Genomic DNA, 20051 nt, shown 5'->3' with positions numbered 1-20051 from the left:
GCTATGCCCTAGCCGCTTTGCTGCCGAAGAGGCCTTGTGGCCTCACGATCAGCATGATGAGCATCATCATCGGCGCCACGAGAGCGTTATACCCGGATGCCATCCAGATCACGGAGAGCGATTCCGCAATGCCCAAGAGGAGACCTGCCACGATGGCGCCCCAGACGCTTCCGAGTCCACCGATGATCACCACCGCAATGCTATAGAGCGTGTAGTTGAGGCCCATCGCAGGAAAAGCATAAGTCACCGGTGTCACGAGCGCGCCGGCAGCGCCTGCAAGCATCGTTCCGAGCGTGAAGGTCAAGAGATGGATGCGGCGAACACTGATTCCGCTGGCCTGTGCGGCTTCGGGATTTTCTCCGACTGCCCGAATAGCGCGGCCGAGGCGTGTGTATCGCAGAAAGACCATGAGGGCGCCGGCGATGAGGAAGCTTCCCACCAGGATCGCGAGGCGCTGCTTCTCGATGATGAGATCGCCGAACTCGACCACCCCCGTCATGAACTGGCCAGGCACGCGCTGGTAGTCAGGTCCGAAGATCTCGAGGATGAGATTGGGGATAACGAGCGAGAGACCGAGCGTGACGACCATGCCCCGTTGCTCGTTCACGCGCCCCTCTGTCGTGATCGGAGCCAGCAAGACACGGGCGATCACCAAGCCCAACAGGGCGACGGCTCCCACTCCGATCGCCATGCTGTACCAGGGGGACTGGAGACCTGCAAAAGCAAGCGCGACGCCGACATAGGCACCGACCGTCAACATGTCTCCGTGGGAGATGTTCACAAAACGAAGCACGCTGAAAATGACGTTCATGCCGAGCCCGAGGAGGCCATAGAGGCTTCCGGTCATGATTCCGAGAATGACGAAGTAGAGAATGTCGCTCATGTCGAAGCCCGGGTTGCGTCGGGCGTATGGCGGGATGGTCGACCGAAATAAAGTTCCGCTAGGAGATCGCGATCGGCCAGGGCTGCCGGGCTACCCTCGAATCTGTTGCGGCCGTTATCGAGCGCATACACGAAGTCGGCCACGGCCAGGAGCTTGCGCACGTTTTGCTCGACGATCAGGAACGCAACGCCTTCCGAAGATAGCTTGCGCACCTCGTCGTAGACGAGATCGACCATCTTTGGCGAAAGTCCGATTGAAGGCTCATCAAGGACAGCGAGGCGCGGAGCCGTCATCAGCATCCGGCCGATCTCGAGCAAACGTGCTTCGCCGCCACTGAGAACGCCGGCCAGCTGGCGCCGGCGAGTGCCGAGAATTGGAAAGCGTCGGAATACGGCCTCACGCCGCTCCGCAATCAGCTGGCGGTCGCGGACGAGGTAGGCACCAATCAGAAGGTTCTCGTCAATCGTCTGGGAAGCGAAATAGCTTTTCGTCTGGGCGATGTATGCGATCCCAGCACTGATACGCTCCTCTGGAGGTAGGGCGAGAATGTCGCTGCCGTCAAACCAAACGCTTCCCGACATCGGCCTGAGATACCCGAGCAGCACTTTCAGCAACGTCGATTTTCCCGCGCCGTTGGGACCGATGATGCCAGTAATTCCGCCGGCGTTTGCGCGTAGGCTGAGACCTTGCAGGATCGCAGATCCGCGATAGCCGGCAGTGACATTCCGCAGTTCAGCCAGTGACGATGGTTCAGTGGTCGGAGCCAAGGAATGCCTCCAGCACATCGGGGTTTCTCATGATCTCTTCAGGCGTTCCATCGGCCAGCATGCGTGCGGCGGCGAGGACGACGATATGATCGCAGAGACCGGTCACAAAACGAATGTTGTGTTCGACGAGGAGGAGGCTGATGCCGCTGTCAATCAATCGCCGAAGAATATCGCTTAATCGCTCGACCAAGCCGGGGTTCACGCCTGCGACGGGTTCGTCAAGCATGATCAGGCGCGGCTCCTGGACGAGCACCATCGCTAGTTCGACCAGCTTGCGCTGGCCATAGGAGAGCGCGCCAGCAGGTTTGCCGGCATGCTCCTCCATTTCGACGAGGGCTAGTGCGCGGTGTACCCGATCGGTGGCGCCATGACGCGCGGGTGCCGCGCTGTTGGCCTCGGCAATATTGAGGTTCTCGAGGACGCTCAGGTTACCGAATACGCGTACGCTCTGAAACGTGCGTCCAATCCCGAGTCGGCTGATTTTATGCGATGCGAGGTTGGTGATTGTCTGCCCTTCGAAGCGAATGCTGCCGCGATCGGCGCGCTGCATGCCAGTCAGCATATCGAAGACGGTTGTCTTTCCAGCTCCATTGGGACCGATTAACCCCGTTGCGATGCCGCGCTTGACTTTGAACGAAACATCTTCGACCGCAACGATGCCGCCGTAGCGTTTCCCGATCCCTGATACTTCGAGGATGGGCATGGCGCTCACCAGGTCTTGCAGGCCGGCGCCTTCACCTCGATTTGAACGCTGTCGACCAGGGTTTCCGTGTAATGGGGCACGCCTTGTGGGTGGTACCAGACGTCGCCTGGCTCGGCCGTGAAGGTCTCATCGCCGATATGCAGGATCAGCTTGCCCGACAGGAGGCACATGATCGTGGAGTGGTCGTCGTGCTGATGAACCGGATCCACCGTTCCTCCGACCCGGAAGACCTTGATACAGTGCATATCCTCGGTCACCATCAGAATCTTGATCCTCGACGGCGTCGTGAAATTCGTCCCTTCGACATTGGTCAGTGGGAAGGATTCGATGTCCTCATCTCGGCGAAACATTTCCTTCATCGGTGACAGAATACGCGGTTCGGCGATGCTCATGTTCGATCCTCTCACCAAGTCTTCGTGGCGGGCGCTTTGATCTCGATGACATGACTGTCCTCAAGCGCCTCATGGTTGTGTGGCACGCCGCGCGGGTGCTGCCACACATCGCCTGGATTGGCGATGAAGGTCTCGTCACCGATATTGACCTTCAGCTTGCCCTCGTGGAGACAAACGATGGTCGAGTGGTCATGGTGAGTGTGGACAGGGACGACCGAGCCTTTGGTGAAGTAGACTTTCAGCATATGCATTCGGTCACCGACCATCAGCAGCTTCACTTGCACATCGGCGTCGGTGAATTTGGCACCTTCGGCGGAGCCGATGGGCTGTTTCGGGATCTCGCTGTCTTTAACAAACACACGATCGAATTCGGCGAGGAGATTTGTCCCCGGTCTCACGGGTTGAAGATCGCTGATATCGCGCATCGCGGTCGGCTCCGTTGCTAGCTGCGGGGATCCAGGAATTTTCCAGCCTGGGCGAGGGGCCAAGCTACATCTGTCACGTTGTCGGGTTGATATTGCGTGACCACCGGTGTTACCGGAACGCGTCGGCCCGTCTCGAGCGAGGAGAACGCGAGGCTTCCACGTGCGCCAATCACAGGCTTTTGCGCGTCAATTGATACGAGCGCGTCGCGCAGAGCCGTTCGGTCGTTCTTGACGTCCCCCGAGATTGCAGCCATTCGGGTGAGGCCTTCGAGCATCATGATCATGCCGTCATAGGTCTGCACTGCGTAGTAGGGCGGGTTGAACCCAACCTTCTTGCTGAACGCATCGTAGAAGGGGATCGTCAGCGCAGTTACAGGCTTTTTCTGCGTAATTGCGTTCGCCATATGGTAGTCGACTTTGTTTCCGTTCTTTGAGCGGAACAAGTCCGAGCCGTAGATCGAGTCCCCAAGGACCAGCATCGTCTTGATCATACCGGAGCTGTGAAACTGGTCGACGAATTGATAGGATTGCGGACCAGTCAACAGGACCCACAGGAACTGCGGTTTGAAGCGGCGGATCTGGAGGAGTTCCGGTTGCAGATCCATCTTGTTGACTTCAACGAAATACTTCTCGATCTTCACACCGGGTATCATTTCCGGCCAGAGCTTATCGGCCTGTACCGTGTATTCGCGAGCGAAGTCGGTATTGAATGCGAGAATTCCGACACGATCGGCCTTGCCGTAATGCTTGATGATGTCGCCGTGCAATCCGACGAAATCATTGTTCACTGGACTGAGCTGGAACAGGTAGTCCATCTTTTTCTCAGCGATCAACCGGGGGATCGAGTCAGCGCGGCCGCTCGTGTCGATCATGGGGATCCGCGAGTCCTGCAGCAGCGGCATTGTGGCGAGCAGGTTGGTGCTGTTTGCGTAGCCGAGAATTCCTGTGACGCCTTCGACGTCGATCAGGCGGCGCGTCGCAGCAAGCGCGCGCTCAGGTGTGGCCTCCTCGTCGCCAATCACCATGGTGATTGTATATGTCTTGTCGCCAACCTTGACGCCGCCGCCAGCATTGATGGCATCGACAGCGACCTGCGCGCCATCGCGCATCGCGGTGCCGAGTTCGGCGAACGTTCCGGTCACCGGCCCGACGAACCCTAGCCTGATTTCTCGATCAGCGGCTTGAGCAGGAACAGTTGCACTCACGCCGGCCAGCGCTACCGAACTAGCCGCAATGCCGCCTTTAATGACTGTTCGTCGACTGGGTGGCTGATTGGTGAGGATGGTGCGGGTCATGAACGTGCTCCGGGGTGGTAAGCGGTTCAGCAAGGTACGCAACGTCATCATTGTATACTTTAATGGGCATGCCAAGCGAATAAACCGCATCAATGTGGTGTTTTTGTATACTTACGAGCCTGAATTAAGGGCAATGTCGTCTGCGCTCGTCCGGCGATTGCGCTTCCAAGATTGCGCAGTGGCTGGACGGGAGCGAACTTGGGGGACGCGCAGAGCTATGCGAACGCTACGACGAGTGGACATCATGAACGCGTCGGGACCAAGTGGGATACGCGGCGTGTGGGAATAAGCCGGAAGACTGACGGCGCTCACCTCCATGCCGGTGGACACTGGAGCGAAGGTGCAAATACGCGATCATCGGCTTCGCGCGGGCAGGCGGGGTGTGACCGCAGCGCCAGAGCGGCGTCGCTTGCTTACGCCGTTGCGGTCGGATCTCTGAGGCAGTAATGGATAAGGCACCACCCAGGAGAATTGCCATGGACGTCGCAATGTTGCTCGCGGAAGGGCCGACGATCTCCCTAGAGGATTTTGCGGCGCTGAAGCCCGAGGTCGCCTGGTCTCACCCACAAGACGAGAACTACGTTGTTCTGCGGCTCGGCGACGCGTTTCTCGCAGCGATCTTCCAGACCAACGTTGCAGACGGCGGCGAGCCTATCGGCAAGACACTTTTTGAAAGCGAGCAGTTCGACACGCTGGGGTTGGCTCAAGCTTTCGCTGCCGACAGGTTCACAGATACGTTGAAGGCCGGTACGAGCAACATCGATACGCTGTAGAATCCGTCGTTCTGACGCGACGTTCCATCCTCCTTCGTCTCACAGCGAAATCCATGCGCCCCTACGCCGAGAGGATCGAACGGCGGCGTCGATAAAGCGGACGCCACGGACGCCTTCTTCGACGGTGGGCACCTCCAAGGATAAAGGATTGGGAGTTCGCTTCTCAAGTCGAGAAGAAATTTGCTCCGCCACGTCGGAATAGAGTTGCGCAAACCCTTCAAGATATCCTTCTGGATGTCCCGCGGGAATGCGGGATGCCGCCCGGGAGGCTTCTCCAGTACCGGGGCCGTTGCGGCGGATCAGCCTCTGCGGCTCACCGAGAGGTGAGAAGATGAGAATGTTCGGATTTTCTTGGTGCCATTCGAGGCCGGCCTTCTCGCCGAATACCCGGATCCGCAGGCCGTTCTCGAGGCCTGACGCCACCTGACTGCACCACAGCATGCCTTTCGCGCCGGAGGCGAAGCGCAGCATCATGTGCGCGTTGTCGTCCAGTCGCCGTCCCGCGACGAACGTCTGCAGATCAGCGGACAACTCCAATACCTCGTCGTTCGTGATGAACTCCGCGAGGTTGAACGCGTGGGTGCCGATATCGCCCACTGCTCCAGCCGGACCGGACCGGGCCGGATCCGTACGCCACTCGGCTTGCTTGTTACCGCTGTCTTCTGTCGGCGTCGCCAGCCAATCCTGGGCATATTCGACCTGTACGACACGAATGGCACCGAGATCACCGGCTTGCACCAATGCCCTAGCCTGCCGCACGAGCGGATAGCCGGTATAATTGTGGGTCACCGCAAAGATCAGGCCGCTGTCCCGCGCCAGACGCGCCAGTTGCTCAGCCTGACGCAACGTGGTCGTCAAGGGCTTGTCGCAGATTACATGGATGCCGGCTTTCAGAAATGCCCGTGCTGGCGCGGCATGGGCGTGATTGGGCGTGACGATGGCAACTGCATCGATACCGTCCTCCCGGCTGGACTCTCGTTTTGCCATCTCGTCGAAGTTGGCATAAACCCGATCCGGGCTTAGGAGGAGATCCTGTCCGGAAAGGTGCGAGCGCTCTGGATCGGACGACAAAGCGCCTGCCACCAACTCCCAGCGGTCATCCAGGCGTGCGGCGATACGGTGAACGGCGCCGATGAAGGCGCCGCGGCCCCCTCCCACCATACCAAGGCGGAGACGGCGCGAGACCGCACTATCGTTCGAGGCATTGATCGTCATCATTCTCCTCCCGCGCCGCTCGTCGGATCCAGACCCAGCAGGCGGCGATTTGCGGCCGCGTCGGTCCCCCCGGCGGCGAAGTCATCGAAGGCTGTTTCTGTCACACGAATAATGTGGTTCTGGATGAAAGGTGCGCCTTCGCGGGCACCATCCTCCGGGTGTTTCAGGCAGCATTCCCACTCCAGCACGGCCCAGGATTCATAGTCGTACTGGGCGAGCTTGGAAAAGATGGCAGCGAAATCGACCTGTCCGTCGCCCAGCGATCGAAAGCGCCCCGCGCGTTCTATCCAGTTTTCGTACCCGCCATAGACGCCGACTCGGCCGGTCGGATTAAACTCAGCGTCCTTGACGTGAAAGGCCTTGATGCGCTCGTGATAGAGATCGATGAAGGCAAGGTAATCGAGTTGCTGCAGCAGGAAGTGGCTTGGATCGTAATTGATGCAGGCGCGCTTGTGCTCGCCGACGGCGTCAACGAAACGCTCGAACGTCGCTCCGTCGTGCAGGTCCTCACCAGGGTGGATCTCGTAGCACAGATCGCATCCCGCCTCGTCGAAGGCGTCGAGAATGGGACGCCATCGCCGGCCCAGTTCGTCGAATGCCGCGTCCACCAGCCCGGCTGGCCGCTGTGGCCACGGGTACATAAAGGGCCAGGCGAGTGCGCCCGAAAAGCTCACGTGCGCTTTCAATCCCAGGCGACGGGACGCCCTCGCGGCGAGCATCAACTGTGAAACAGCCCATTGCTGACGCGCCTTCGGACGGCCCCTGACCTCTGGTGCGGCAAAACCGTCAAACGCTTCGTCGAATGCGGGGTGAACCGCCACGAGTTGACCTTGCAGATGGGTCGAAAGCTCGGTGATCTCGAGGCCGTGGAGTCTCGCGGTTCCTGCGACCTCCTCGCAATAGGTGTCGGATTCCGCAGCCTTGCTCAGATCGAACAGGCGCGCGTCCCAGGTCGGAATCTGAACGCCTTTGTATCCCATTGAAGCCGCCCAGCCGCAGATGGCGTCGAGGGAATTGAACGGCGCCACATCGCCTGCAAATTGCGCAAGGAACAGGCCCGGCCCCTTCATCGTCTTCATCGTCTTCTCCTCGAAATTCCCTCCCCAGGACGGGGAGGGAAGCGCGGCGTTCTAGAAGGGTGAATCCGGGTAGTAGTAGTTCTTCGCGTTGTCCTTTGTAATCAGCAGCGCATTGAGCACATAGGTTCCGCGCATGGGGGCGTTGGTGAAGAACTGTGCGGCGGTCACGTTCATTGCGGTTGCGATCATGCCCGGCGGATAGGAGACGTTGGCCGGGATCATCTTGTCCCCATCCATCACGCGCTTGACGATGTCCTTCATACCGGCGCCGCCGAGGACGAACTTGATATCCTCGCGCTTCCCCTGCCGGATCGCTTCCATCACGCCGAGCGCCATATCGTCATCCGAGGCCCAGACCGCATCGATCTTCGGGTGCTTCGACAGGAAATCCTGCATTACCCGAAACGCGTCGTCGCGGTTCCAGTTGGCGTACTGCTTGTCAATGACCTTCACGCCAGATCCTTCGAGCGCCTTCTCGAAATTCGACACGCGCTCCTCATCGATCACCGTCGGAATTCCGCGGAAAACTACCACGTTGCCTTGCTTAAGGGTGTCTACGAAGTACTTTCCAGCGACCCTGCCGAATTCGGGATTGTTGCCCGCCACGTAGATGTCCTGAATGGTCGCATCCTTGAGGCCACGATCGACGACGGTGATGAATGTGCCGCGCTTCTTCACTTCCTTGACTGGGTTTGTCAGTTCGTCCGAGTTAAAGGGGAGAACGACGAGCGCGTCAATTTTCTGGGCCGAGAGATCATCGAGGGCATTCGCTTGCGATGCCCCGTCGGGAGAGGTCTTTACGATCACCTTGAGGCCTGGATAGGTTTTCTCGAGTTGCTTGGCGGCTTCCTGAGCATGATAGACGACACCTCCGGTCCAGCCGTGGGTCGCGGCCGGAATGGAAACGCCGATCGTTACGTTTTTCGATTGAGCGATGGCGACGCCTGTCAAGCCCGCAAACAGACCAGCGGCCGTTGCGAGCTTCAATGCCGTTTTTCTCATGTCTTCCTCCCTGATATTAGGCCGAGCCCCGATTTGCTGACCGGTGGGCCCTCCCGGATCTACCGCCCGCGATGCAGACTTCGCTGCAACAACATGGCGACGATAATGATGGCACCCTGCACTGCGCCCACGAGAAACTCGGAGACGAAGTTCGACAGCACCATGATGTTGGCGACCAGCTCCAGGATGATTGCGCCGATCACCGTTCCGCCAATCCGCCCGATGCCGCCTTTCAGGGCGGTTCCACCAACCACCACCGCGGTGATGGCCTGAAGTTCCCATAGAAGGCCGGTCGTTGGGGTGGCCGAGCCGAGACGCGGGACGTAGACCAGCACGGCGATGCCGACGCATACGCCCTGGATGACATAGACAAGCGTCCGGACGCGCCAGATTGGCACACCCGAGTAGCGAGCGACCTCCTCGTTTGATCCGAGAGCGACGACGTGGCGTCCGAACGATGTCTTGTAGAGGATCAGCGCACCAATGCCGGCGACAACAAGGAAGACTATGATGGGGATCGGAATGCCGAAGATGTCCCCGAAATAGATCGGGCGATACAATTCCCTGAGGTCTGCGTTGCGCATGGTGATCGTCCCGCCGGCGGCCAACCAAACAACCAGCGATCGGAAGATCCCCATGGTCCCGAGGGTCACGATGAATGGCTCGATACGTCCAAACGTCACGATAAGTCCGTTTGCGAGACCGCAGGCTACGCTTAATCCGATCGCAGCCGCCATTCCGGCCACAAGCGTGGCTGAATCTGCCCCCCCGACCTTGTTGAGCGTCAGGATCATGACGCCGGCGACCAAGGCTGCCATGGATCCGACCGAAAGGTCGAGGCCGCCGCTCGCGATCACGAAGGTCGCGCCGACCGCGATGATCGCAATGAATGCAGAGCGCGTCGCGACATTGGTCAGGTTCGATATCGTCAGGAAGTCAGGATTAACGAGCGAGCCGGCGATGATCAGCACGACAAGCGCGATGAACGGCGAGAGTGCCCTCAAATCGAGGCTGAAGCGGCGCTCCGTGGCGCCGGTCCGAAATGCGGTATCCGTCATACGTGGCCTGCGGCGATCTCGGCCGCCCTCTCTTCATGAACGCCGGTGGCGAGAAAGACGATCCTGTCCTCAGACAGGTCTGACTGAGGCACCTCGCCGGCGGCGATGCCGTTGCGCATGACAATCACGCGATGGCAGAGGCCGATCAGCTCCTGCATCTCCGAGGAGATAACGATCACAGAGCGACCTTGCTGGGCGAGGTCTGCGATGAAGCGGTAAATCTGCTCCTTGTTGCCGATATCCACGCCGCGCGTCGGTTCGTCGATGATCACGATTCGGGGTTCCGCAAGCATCATTTTCGCGAGAAGCAACTTCTGCTGATTGCCTCCTGACAGCTCGCCCGCGAGCATGTCGCGGCGACGCGCCCGGATGTCGAAATCTCCGATGGCAGTATCAAGCGCCGCCCTTTCGGCGCCCACATCAATGAACGGGCCGTGCGTGAATTTCTGCAGCGCGGAGAGCGTGAGATTGATGCGCAGGTTCTGCTGCAGAAGAAGGCCTTTGCCCTTGCGGTCTTCCGACAGGTAGACAATTCCAGCGGCCATCGCGTCTCGCGCATCGCGAAACGAGACCGCACTTCCGTCCAGAAGGACGCGCCCCTTGAAGGGACGGAGGCCGACGAGACCTTCAAACAGTTCTGTTCGCCCAGCCCCGATGAGACCGCCAAAACCAAGGACCTCGCCGCGCCGAAGGGAGAAAGAGACATCCACTACGTGATCGGGCACCGAGGCGTTCTCGACCTTCAATGTCACTTCGTCGGACGCGGCATCGGGCTTTTCGGGATACAGCTTGGACATATCACGCCCGACCATGAGGCGGGCCATCTCGATTGGCTCAAACCCATCAATGTCGCGAGTGGCGATGAGTTTTCCGTCACGCAGGACGGTCACCCGATCTGCAATGGCTTTCACCTCGCTCAGGCGATGGGAGATATAGAGTACGCCTACACCGTGAGAGCGCAGACGGCGGATGATGGCGAACAGGCTCTCGGCCTCAACGGGTGTCAGAACGGCTGTCGGCTCGTCGAAGACAACAACGCGGTGTGGGACGAGCAGCGCACGCGCGATCTGAACGATCTGCCGGTCAGCGATGGAGAGCTCGCGGACGCGGATGTTGGGATCGATCCTCGCGCCGAGCTGGTTCAGAACCTGTCTCGCCTGCGCGCGCATCGCGGTGTCATTCATGAGGCCAAGTCTGGTGATTTCCCGTCCAAGGAAAATGTTCTCGGCAACTGTCAGATCGGGAGCGAGGAGAATTTCCTGGTGGACGAGGACGATGCCGCGCTTCTCTGCCTCGCTGGGAGTTGCGAACACGACAGGTTGATCCTCGAGATAAATGGCGCCGCTGGTCGGCGCGAGATGGCCCGACATGACTTTCATCAGGGTCGATTTTCCAGCGCCATTCTCTCCGATGACGGCATGAATCTCACCGCGTTTCACGTCGAGAGAAACCCCGCTCAGAACCTCGATGGGGCCGAACGACTTCGAGATAGCGTCAACGCGAAGGACGAGTTCCATGGCGTTCCTCGGATCCGCAAAAAGCGGGAAGGGAGCGCTCCCTTTTCCGGGAGCACTTCGATGCGCGTGGAGTCTCTGGGCGTTAACCGGGGGTCTGGGTGCGTGGCATTCGTTTCCTCCTGAAATGATCGGTCGTTCTCTTGCGGAACGTTTCAGTCTGGCAGCGTTGCCGAGACGATCGACAACGCAGCATGTAAACGATTACATTTACTTTACCGGAAGCGCCTGTTCTGTCAAACACGCGACTCAGGTGGGTTGGGTTGTCGATGGATGGACACGGGCGCAAAGCGGGTTCCGGACGCCGTCCTGCCCAACAGGTCGCGCGTATTCACGACGTGGCGAAGCTCGCAAATGTGTCCACTGCCACAGTCAGCCGGGCGCTCGCGAGCCCGGATCGCGTCTCCGCCGAGACGCTCGCGCGGGTGCTGAACGCGATTGCGTCTACGGGATATGTACCGAACCCAGCCGCGCGGTCGTTGCGCTCTCACAAGACCGGAATGGTGCTCGTCGTTCTGCCGGACCTGGCCAACACGTTCTTTTCGCGAATCTTGCGGGGTGTCGAGGAGACCCTGTTCGAGGCAGGATACGGCATGATCATCGGGGATCTCGACGGGTCGCCGGTCAAGGAGGCGCACTTTGCCGCCTTCGCGTCGGCCGGGCGGGTCGATGGTGCCATTCTCCTGAACGGCCATCTGTTCGGGCAAAGCCGGGAAGGGAAGGGCATGCCTGTCGCCATCAATATCCCCCTCGTCGCCTTGTGCGAAGCCATTCCAAATGCGGACATTCCGCAAATCGAGATCGATAATCGGCTCAGCGCCGAGACAATGACGCGCTATCTTGCGTCGTTGGGGCATCGCCGGATCGCCTATGTGAGCGGGCCAGCGGGCAATGTCCTTGAACGGGAGCGGATGCGCGGCTACCGGGATGGCCTTGAGGCCGAGCAGATCGCATTCGATGCTGGCCTCGTCATAGGCGGGGATTACACCGTCGAGTCCGGAGTTGCAGCAGGTCGAGATCTGCTGGCGCGTGAGGCGCGACCGACCGCCGTTTTCTGCACCAGTGACGAGATGGCCATTGGCCTGATGCGGACGGTTCATTCTCACGGCCTGCGGGTTCCCCGCGACATGTCCGTGGCGGGCTTCGATGACATTGAATTCGCGGCCGTGGCCGAGCCTGCCCTGACCACAATTCACCAGCCACGCCGCCAACTCGGGCAGGCTGCCGCAACTGCCTTGGTCAGCCTGTTATCAGGCCGGACGACACCGCGCAGCATCCGGCTTGAGACAAGCCTCGTGATCCGCGAGAGCACAGCCCCGCCTTTGTGACAAGAGCCGGGACGCGGCCCTTGCAAACCGACGGCGGAACGACTGCTCTGACCCGACCAATGCGAGCGTCCGGTTCTCGATCCTTCCGATGCTCCGATGTCCATCCTGCTCAGACCGCGGAAGACCCTGTCGGTGCTCTAGGTCCCGCAGAATGTTTGGAGGACGCGTTCATGGGGCTCCGGCGGGAGTGCCAGGTGCATGAGCCGCGGGTGCGGATCAAAGGGCGCGCGAAGGACCTCCAGCAGGTTCTCGACCCGGTCGAGCGAGCCGTCCTGGACAGCTGCTTCCAGGGCCTGTTCGATGCGGTGATTGCGGGGAATGAAAAGCGGGTTGGCTTGTCGCATGGTGGCGCGGATATCGGAGGCTCCTGCCTCGCTGCCACGAAGAGCGGTTTGCCATTCACCAAGCCAGGCTGACGCCTCCTTGCGCTCAAGCTGCGCGAGAAATGGCGTGTCGGTTCCATCCGCCGCGTTGGCCTCACCGAGAGCCGTGAACGTTGTCGTGAAATCGGAATGGGCCTCGGCCATCATTCCGAGCAGGCGTGACAGGAGGATCTGTGCACCGGGATCCTTCGGCGTGAGGCCGATTTTGCGCAGCATGACGGTTTCCTGCGCCAGACGGGAGGTCGCGGCCATGCGGTCGACCACGCCCTGAGCGGCTGTGTCCGCGACCGCCTTGTCATCCGCGATGAGCGGCCGCAGTGCCTCGGCTAGACGCGCCATCGCCCAGGCTGCCATATGCGGCTGGTTGCCATAGGCGTAACGGCCGCCGGTGTCGATAGAACTGAAGACCGCTGCGGGATCGTACGAGTCGATGAATGCGCACGGCCCATAATCGAGGGTCTCGCCCGACAGGGCCACATTGTCGGTATTCATGACTCCGTGCAAGAATCCGACGCCTGTCCACGCCGCGACCAGGTAAGCATGGCGCGTGCTTGCGGCGTCGAGGAGGGCGAGCGCTTGCTCGGCCGGGGGGACGGATGCGAGGTGCGGGTAGCTTCTTCGAACCACATCCTCAACGAGCAGTCTCAAGGCGTCGACATCGCCGCGCGCCGCAAAATACTGAAACGTCCCCACCCGCACGTGACTTTCCGCGACGCGGACGAGGATCGCGCCTGGCATCACTGTCTCGCGGTAGACCGGTTCGCCGGTCGTCAAAACTGCGAGTGAGCGCGTCGTGGGTATCCCAAACGCCTGCATGGCTTCGCTGACCACGTATTCCCGCAGCATCGGTCCCAGGGCAGCGCGGCCGTCGCCACCGCGGGAAAAGGGCGTCCTGCCTGATCCCTTCAGCTGAATCTCGAAACGGGCACCGCGTGAATCTGTCGCTTCTCCAAGCAGGAGTGCACGTCCATCTCCGAGGACTGGCACGAACCTCCCGAATTGGTGTCCGGCATAGGCAAGCGCAACGGGCCGTGTTCCGGGAAGCACGGTGTTGCCGGCGAGGCACGCCACCCCTTCGTCCGATCGCAACCAGCCGATGTCGAGTCCGAGATCTCTCGCGAGCGACTCGTTAAGAAGGACGAGTTGCGGCGCGACGACCGGGCTCAGCTCGACCGGTTGGAAGAACCGGTCAGACACCTCATGATAGCGATTGTTTGTCCACATAACCTGATTGTCCCTTTCGCGGCATAGTATTGTCGTTGCCCTGTCATGTCGCGCCTGAGCTTGGTCTTTTTAGGCCGGAGGGGACTGATGTCGCGTTTGTCGAATGGTCCTCCGGACCAGATACTGATACCGACACGGCTACGCGCTGGTCGCAAGGCCGGAAGTGCTGGCTGGTTCGGCGCTGGAGGCTGCCGTCGCCGACCTTGCCGAGTCCGTGGGCCGACGCGCGGAGGGATGGCAAAGACTGGTGCGCGCGGTGGAGCCACCTCCCACGTGCCAAATATCAGTGAATCGAATCCGCGCGCATCACCGACTTCCTATGTCCTGCCCGAGCCCGACGCTGCATCCCTGACCATGCGGGGGCAATGAGGCGCGACACGGCGAACGCTACCTGTTTGTACTCTCCCGCGCACTGCTCCGCCCGATCCTTAGGCAGATAGCCCTTTGCGACCAAGTCACTGAAGGTCTTTGGATCTTTTCCATAACTGATGCAGAGAAGATTGAAGAAGCGCTGGGCCGGCAAGCCATGTTCGTCAGCGAAGTCCTTGAGTTGCGGTGGCGCGTCCTTCGCCTCGACGGCGTACATCGCGGCGATGCTGGCAATCGTTCGGCGGGCCTCCTGTTCTCCCATTTGAAGCAGCGCGTAAGCGGCGAGCTGATCGGCCGCATCCTCTTCCCGCCCGAGGATCGGCACCTTCTTCAGGTCGAAGATTGCATGTGCAAGCTCGTGGAGGACCACCTCGAGGAAGGGGCCGATGACGTAATTGCCTGGCGTCAATCCTTCGGCAGCGGCCGCAGGCGGGAGGTCGTGAGCGAGTTCCTGAATGTAGGCGAGATATTCGTAGCAGATGGTCAGCGTCGTATCCGAAGCTTCGTACGACGCGTTCACGTCTCCGTCGCACCCCTCTATCCGCATCGTCAGCACTTTGGGAAGTGTGATGCCAGCAAGACTGGCGCGAAGACGTTCGAGCACCCGGTTGCTGCGCAGTGTCTGGTAGAGCATTTCATGGCTCGGATCCTTCGGCGGCACATAGGCGATGCGGATCGGCGTCCGGCCGCCCTCGGCCTGCGCCGTCCCGGATTGGAGGACGGGCCAGGCCCCAACGAGCAGGCCTCCCAGGACCAGCCACAGACTCGCACGCATGGTATTCTCCTCTTCCCGCTTCTACTTCCGCCGCAGTGCGCACTGTCGTCTGGCCAGTGGGGTGCCTACGGATTCTACTCCATCGCGCCGGAGATCATGAGCGCAATTCTTGGAGAAGTCGCGCGCAGTTCGCGGGGCAGCGAAGGTCTCCGCCCCGAGGCCTATGGAACTGTGGGGCAGATGTTCGCTGTCCTAAGGTCGAGCGTGTCGGTAAACCTGCCCGAGGAAGGCAGGACGTTTTCCCTTTCCGATCAACGAGGCGGGTGCCGCTGCCACGGTCGACGCGCTGGGACCGCTCTTGAAGGGCAAGGGGACTGGCGTGGGGGTACATCGATCGCTGCCGGATTCCTCTACAAGTCTCTCAAGGATGTCGCTGAAATCCGCGACTACGAGACCACCGAGCAGCAGGTTCTCGAGCTTATTGCGGGCCGGATCGATTTCATCATGGCATCGACTGCCTCTCTGTCCGGTGCGGCTGAAAAATCGGGCAATGAGCAGATGACCATCGCCGGACAGGGTATTCAACGGGGGCATTCTCGGTCGCGGCAGCTCCGTCGGGCTGCGCGAGATCGATCCCGAGCTGAAGTGATGTCTGACAAGGCATGGCCGGGGCGACGGCTGATGGGACAATCGAGAAGCTTTCGATCAGTTATTTCGGGTTTGACGTGACCCCGCGCTGAGGTCTTCAAGTCAGAGGGAGGCCGCCCAGCTTTTGTGAGCCGCGAGCAGTCTTTTCTATTGCCGGTTGGCAGAGCTCATGAAGGAATACGATCAAGCGAGCATCTGGAACACAGCCTCAGCGGGCTGTCTTGCGTCTGGTGATGCATTCGTTGATGAGAGCATTGCGACTTTGGCGCTTTGTCGACAACGATCCGTGTGGGTTGACCGCCTCGACCTCCTGACGGCACGCCGCCTTGATCTCGTCCTTGGAAAGAGCTTTCATGGATTGCGAGCTGGCTTGGCTGACGGACGCCAGAAGTCCGATGCTGGCAATCACCGTGATCATTGCGCCTGGTTTCATCGGTGCCTCGTACTATCATTGATGACGATGAATTGTGCATATTTTGCTCGGCACTGTGACGGCAAACAGGGAGTAGCGTGAGGTTTTTATTGCACCGATCGACTGATGAAGGCTGCCAGGACGTGCGCTCCGGAAGCGTCAGTCGCCGAGAGGCATATTGAGGGTGAGAAACGCCGCTGTGCCGCGCACGCGGTTATGCGCCCAGAATTCACGATAAAGCCGAAGGTTCGCATACCAGGACTTCTTGCCGACGGTGAAGGAGTATCCCACTTGCGGGCCCAGTGCGGCCACGGCTGACTGGAACGGCCCGACCTTGTCGCCGGAACCACCGTCGCCCGTCAATTGCGAGTAGATATAGCCGACGATTCCGATCTGCCACTGAGCAGTCACAAACTGGGATGCGGCCCAGTCGATATGCAAATCGATGCCATTCTTGTAGTCTGTCGACCAATTCTCAAAATTGTAGGTGGCCCCGATCACGATGGAAGCCTCGTGGCCACTGGTTGTATCAAGGTACGTATAGCCGCCACCAGCGTCGACGGCCGCGTGTCCGATTCCGAGATTGGAGAGCCGGCTGCTCCGATAGGCGCCCGTCGGGATATCTCCCGTCACGTATACCATCCAGTTGTGGACGCCGCGGGACCAACTGTTCGTGAAAATAGGATATAGATCGAGCAGTCCGCCCACGGAATCCTTGCGGGAAAGGGCTGCACTGCTGCCAATCGGCAGCGCCGAAACGGACGCTGCGGCGCGCGTCCAACTGCCTCCGACGCCGAAGCCCAGCCCGAACGAGGGCTTCCCGCCAAGGAAAGTGGCATCCGGCGAATAGCTTAGCTGAAGCAGCGTGAGAGCTGTCGTGCCGTCGATTCCAGCGGCCAAGCTTCTTCCGCGCTGAAAGGTTCGTCCTTGCGATCCGCCTTCGTAGAGATAAGGCATGGCCGTGAGAGCCCAGCCCTTTTGCGGTGGCACGGCGGATAGGCTGCCGTATTGTCCAGACAGCCAGAACGGCACGCCTCCCTCGTCGGCAAGGGAGGCTGACGGAGCGGACAGCGCCATACACAGGAACACCGTGACGCCGAGGCCTCTCGTTTGCACTCTGTCCAGACGGCCGCGCGCCCCGCATTCCGGGAGCGGCGGCGCAGCTTTTGTGTGTGACGTCTCCGTCTTCACCTGCGTGATTGTCCCCGGCATTTAGAAAATTTCGCCCACCAAGGCGCGAAGCCGCGGGAGGGGACTGCATCAGACTGGAAGGCGACCTCAGGGATGCCTGGTTTCCGACGTAAGCGTGACGATCCCACCCAGGATCGTCGCCTCGACGGCGATGTCCTTGATCTTCATGGGATCGACCGCCTGTGGATCTTCGCTCAGAACCGCAAAGTCCGCGAGCTTGCCCGATTCAATCGTCCCGATCTTGTTCTCCACGCCAAGTGTGTATGCGGCGTCGATCGTCACCATCTTCATGGCGCGAGCTACATCGACCCTCTCATGCGGCGCATGGGTCTTGCCTGACGACAGGCCGATCCGGTTGACGGCGGTCCAGACTTCCAGGAGCGGGCTCGGAATGCCCACAGGTGTGTCTGAATGCAATGAAACGACAATATCCTGGTCTATGAGCGAACGCATGCGCGAGGCGAGAGAGGCGCGATCAGTTCCGATTTGAGCAGCCGAGAGATCGGCGCGCTCGTAGACATAATAGGGGTTGGTGCTTACCACCGCACCGAGTGCTTTCACCTGCCGCCCCTGCGCGACGCTTGAGATGCCGAAATGCTCGAAGGTGAAGCGATGATCAAAGCGGGGTTTCTCGTTCTGCAGGGCGGCCAGAGCATCAAGTGTCACCTGATTGCCACCGCTTCCGTTGGAATGGACATGGATGGGGAAGTTGGCGTTCCACCAGGGCCGCATGGCGGAAATGAAGTCCTCCTTTGAGGAGTACATGAAGAGGCCTTTGTACGTCTGCGGATCGATGTAGCCCGGCCATTGCATCTCCATCCCCATACTCACGAAGGCGTCATCCGCATAGAACTTGACCCCCTTGAACATTGTCTTGTCCGTGGCCTGCTGCTGCATCTGCTGCGCCTTGGCGATAGCGCCGTCGCCATAAAGCTGCTTTGCGGTAAACCCGTCGATCACGTGGACGATGCGGGCTTTCGACGCGTCCGACGCGAAGAAAGTCCGGGAGAGTTGCTGTTCCAGATCCATGTTGACGCCGCCGAAGAACAGATCACCGGCCGTGGTGACGCCCGCCTGCTGCATCAGCGAGCCAAAGTAGGTGAGGTTCCGCGCCGCCGCGTCCGGAGTCATCTGCTCGGCGATGACGGTGGGCAGGATCAAACGAGCTGCATCGGTCCCGAGGAATTTGCCGTTTGATGAGCCGTCGGGATACGCACCTGCCCCCGTCACGCCGGCGATGGTCTTGTTGGTAATTCCATACTTCTTGAGCGCGGCACTGTTGGCGTAGGCATAATGCTCCGACGCATCCCAGACGATCAGGGGTTGTGTCTTCGAGATTTCGTCGAGCTTGTTGCGGTCGAAATCAGAGCCCATGGCGAGAATGTCGTATCCCCACGTGAGCACCGTCTCGCTCGGCGACTTTGCATCGGCGACGAACTGCTTGAGCTTGGCAAGCGCTTCTGCTTGCGTCTTAACGCCGGGAATGTCGGCCCCATAGGGGTTGCGCATCGGGAAATAGCTGAGAGACGGACGGCTGAGGGCGAGCGAGCCCATGACGGGGTGGGTGTGGGCTTCCACAAACCCCGGATAGATCACCTTGTCCTTGAATTGATCGTTCACTTCGTAAGGGTACTTGTCCAGCCACGGCTTCAAATCGTCGAATGTGACGCCGACCGAGACGATCTTCCCGTCCATTACGGCAACGGCTGTCGCTTCCGGCCAACCTGGGTCCATTGTGACGAATTTCTTTGCCAGGAACACGGTGATCTTGGGCGGCGCCGCAGGGGGCGCTGCCGGGATGGGCATTCCGGCCACCACAGCGACCTTCATCGGGGACGACTTGGGCGAGAGACCAGCCTTGATGTTCAGCGCGACCGCTTCACGAAATACGGGGGCTAGTTCCGTGACACAATAGGTGCCCCAGTCTTCCGTGGGTTGCACCTTCGGATCATGGCGGTGAATTCCGAGGACCTGCCTCTTCTCTCCGTGGGGTGCTGTCGGATGCGCCGTGGCTGAGTGCGCGACCGGCATGACAGCCATGGAAAGGACCATTAGACGAAGTTTGCGCACGGAACCCCCTGAACGGAAATGGTCGAATCAAGTCGACTTGAAGATCTTGGATGTGACGCAAGGGAATTGTAAACGGCCAAGTTTGCCGATGAGAGCTGGATTTGGCCTCGCAAGCGATGGGCGTCGAGATTTCCGACGCAAAGTCACAGGTAATCGCAACCGAGTTTCAGGAGCTACGGCAGTCCCACTCGCAAGCGACATGCCAATGGAACGCGACATGGCAGGCGGTCTGCATCGCGGACGGAACACCATATTGTTATGACGGCGGATCGCCTGCGGCTGCGCCCCTATCCGAGTGGCCGAGAATCCAAGCGCGGGCGTAACCGCACAGCGGCACAACCCGACGTTCCTCGGCTCGCGCCAATTCGACAATCGCGGCCATGAGATGTCCGGCGAGGCCCGTGCCGCGGAGGGATAGAGGGGCCTCTACGTGCTTGATCAGGAGATCGGTGCCTCTTCGCTCATAGGTGGCGAAAATCGTTTGGCCATCCACGTCCCATTCGAACCGGCTGTCAGCGGCGTTGTCTCTAAAGGGTGCGCTCATCATTGTCATATCTCAGCGGCGGTCTCGTGAAAGAACGCCCTCTCTATCGGACGCGTTCCTG

General features: G+C 60.1%; 20 protein-coding genes. 3 read left to right on the top strand and 17 right to left on the bottom strand.

The features are described 5' to 3' along the window. Position 1: 1 nt before the first annotated feature. Genes J4G32_RS01790 through J4G32_RS01765 form a run of 6 tightly spaced genes read right to left on the bottom strand, consistent with a single transcriptional unit; the run spans position 2 to position 4465 of the window. Positions 2 to 883, bottom strand: coding sequence for a branched-chain amino acid ABC transporter permease (locus J4G32_RS01790; protein ID WP_210483525.1), 882 nt, complete (start codon positions 881 to 883; stop codon positions 2 to 4). Then, a complete protein-coding gene (locus tag J4G32_RS01785; protein ID WP_246504725.1) occupies positions 880 to 1668 on the bottom strand; it encodes an ABC transporter ATP-binding protein in 789 nt (262 codons plus the stop codon). The genes J4G32_RS01790 and J4G32_RS01785 overlap by 4 nt, the downstream gene beginning before the upstream one ends. Further along, on the bottom strand, positions 1634 to 2353 hold the full coding sequence (locus tag J4G32_RS01780; protein ID WP_210485459.1) for an ABC transporter ATP-binding protein: 720 nt from the start codon (positions 2351 to 2353) through the stop codon (positions 1634 to 1636). The genes J4G32_RS01785 and J4G32_RS01780 overlap by 35 nt, the downstream gene beginning before the upstream one ends. A 5-nt stretch (positions 2354 to 2358) precedes the next feature. Beyond that, positions 2359 to 2745, bottom strand: a complete 387-nt coding sequence (locus J4G32_RS01775) for a cupin domain-containing protein (protein WP_210483519.1) — start codon at positions 2743 to 2745, stop codon at positions 2359 to 2361. Positions 2746 to 2756: 11 nt separating this feature from the next. Next, positions 2757 to 3170 carry a cupin domain-containing protein gene (locus tag J4G32_RS01770; RefSeq protein ID WP_210483516.1) on the bottom strand — a complete coding sequence of 138 codons (414 nt, stop codon included), beginning with the start codon at positions 3168 to 3170 and terminating at the stop codon, positions 2757 to 2759. A gap of 17 nt (positions 3171 to 3187) precedes the next feature. Continuing rightward, a complete protein-coding gene (locus J4G32_RS01765) occupies positions 3188 to 4465 on the bottom strand; it encodes an ABC transporter substrate-binding protein (RefSeq protein ID WP_210483499.1) in 1278 nt (425 codons plus the stop codon). A 476-nt stretch (positions 4466 to 4941) separates the two neighbouring features. Between J4G32_RS01765 and J4G32_RS01760 the strand changes: the two genes are divergently transcribed. Further along, the gene (locus tag J4G32_RS01760) at positions 4942 to 5238 is read left to right on the top strand and encodes a hypothetical protein (protein WP_210483496.1); all 297 of its coding nucleotides are present in this window, start codon (positions 4942 to 4944) and stop codon (positions 5236 to 5238) included. 39 nt (positions 5239 to 5277) lie between these two features. On the opposite strand, the gene J4G32_RS01755 is transcribed toward J4G32_RS01760, so the two are convergent. Genes J4G32_RS01755 through J4G32_RS01735 form a run of 5 tightly spaced genes read right to left on the bottom strand, consistent with a single transcriptional unit; the run spans position 5278 to position 11109 of the window. Then, positions 5278 to 6453 (bottom strand): Gfo/Idh/MocA family protein, encoded by a 1176-nt coding sequence (locus J4G32_RS01755; RefSeq protein ID WP_210485458.1) that lies wholly within the window; start codon positions 6451 to 6453, stop codon positions 5278 to 5280. After that, positions 6453 to 7532 carry a sugar phosphate isomerase/epimerase family protein gene (locus J4G32_RS01750; RefSeq protein ID WP_210483494.1) on the bottom strand — a complete coding sequence of 360 codons (1080 nt, stop codon included), beginning with the start codon at positions 7530 to 7532 and terminating at the stop codon, positions 6453 to 6455. The genes J4G32_RS01755 and J4G32_RS01750 overlap by 1 nt, the downstream gene beginning before the upstream one ends. Positions 7533 to 7583: 51 nt before the next feature. After that, entirely contained in the window at positions 7584 to 8534 is a 951-nt protein-coding gene (locus J4G32_RS01745; RefSeq protein ID WP_210483491.1) for a substrate-binding domain-containing protein, read from the bottom strand. 59 nt (positions 8535 to 8593) lie between these two features. Then, a complete protein-coding gene (locus J4G32_RS01740; RefSeq protein ID WP_210483477.1) occupies positions 8594 to 9592 on the bottom strand; it encodes an ABC transporter permease in 999 nt (332 codons plus the stop codon). After that, positions 9589 to 11109 carry a sugar ABC transporter ATP-binding protein gene (locus J4G32_RS01735; protein ID WP_210483473.1) on the bottom strand — a complete coding sequence of 507 codons (1521 nt, stop codon included), beginning with the start codon at positions 11107 to 11109 and terminating at the stop codon, positions 9589 to 9591. The genes J4G32_RS01740 and J4G32_RS01735 overlap by 4 nt, the downstream gene beginning before the upstream one ends. Before the next feature lie 266 nt (positions 11110 to 11375). On the opposite strand from J4G32_RS01735, the gene J4G32_RS01730 reads away from it, so the two are divergent. Further along, complete coding sequence (locus tag J4G32_RS01730) at positions 11376 to 12434, top strand: LacI family DNA-binding transcriptional regulator (protein WP_246504825.1); 1059 nt, start codon at positions 11376 to 11378, stop codon at positions 12432 to 12434. A gap of 137 nt (positions 12435 to 12571) precedes the next feature. Here J4G32_RS01730 and J4G32_RS01725 read toward each other — a convergent pair whose 3' ends face one another. Next, positions 12572 to 14041: a protein adenylyltransferase SelO gene (locus tag J4G32_RS01725; RefSeq protein ID WP_210483467.1), complete on the bottom strand. Its 1470-nt coding sequence runs from the start codon at positions 14039 to 14041 to the stop codon at positions 12572 to 12574. Positions 14042 to 14324: 283 nt separating this feature from the next. Continuing rightward, entirely contained in the window at positions 14325 to 15185 is an 861-nt protein-coding gene (locus tag J4G32_RS01720; RefSeq protein WP_210483464.1) for a DUF4344 domain-containing metallopeptidase, read from the bottom strand. 96 nt (positions 15186 to 15281) lie between these two features. Here J4G32_RS01720 and J4G32_RS01715 point away from each other — a divergent pair, with 96 nt between their 5' ends. Further along, entirely contained in the window at positions 15282 to 15854 is a 573-nt protein-coding gene (locus J4G32_RS01715; protein WP_210483461.1) for a type 2 periplasmic-binding domain-containing protein, read from the top strand. A gap of 127 nt (positions 15855 to 15981) precedes the next feature. Here the strand turns inward: J4G32_RS01715 and J4G32_RS01710 are convergent, their stop codons facing one another. From J4G32_RS01710 to J4G32_RS01695, 4 genes are all read right to left on the bottom strand, one after another. Next, complete coding sequence (locus J4G32_RS01710) at positions 15982 to 16206, bottom strand: hypothetical protein (RefSeq protein WP_210483458.1); 225 nt, start codon at positions 16204 to 16206, stop codon at positions 15982 to 15984. A gap of 138 nt (positions 16207 to 16344) precedes the next feature. Further along, a complete protein-coding gene (locus tag J4G32_RS01705; RefSeq protein ID WP_210483455.1) occupies positions 16345 to 17262 on the bottom strand; it encodes a SphA family protein in 918 nt (305 codons plus the stop codon). 201 nt (positions 17263 to 17463) lie between these two features. Then, positions 17464 to 19317, bottom strand: a complete 1854-nt coding sequence (locus tag J4G32_RS01700) for an amidohydrolase (RefSeq protein ID WP_343232567.1) — start codon at positions 19315 to 19317, stop codon at positions 17464 to 17466. 385 nt (positions 19318 to 19702) lie between these two features. Beyond that, complete coding sequence (locus J4G32_RS01695) at positions 19703 to 19990, bottom strand: GNAT family N-acetyltransferase (RefSeq protein ID WP_210483452.1); 288 nt, start codon at positions 19988 to 19990, stop codon at positions 19703 to 19705. Positions 19991 to 20051 lie beyond the last annotated feature (61 nt).

It is taken from the genome of Microvirga antarctica, assembly GCF_017921815.1.
Lineage (GTDB): Bacteria > Pseudomonadota > Alphaproteobacteria > Rhizobiales > Beijerinckiaceae > Microvirga > Microvirga antarctica.
Note: the sequence above shows the minus strand (reverse complement) of the source record. Positions and strands in the feature narration are given on the sequence as shown.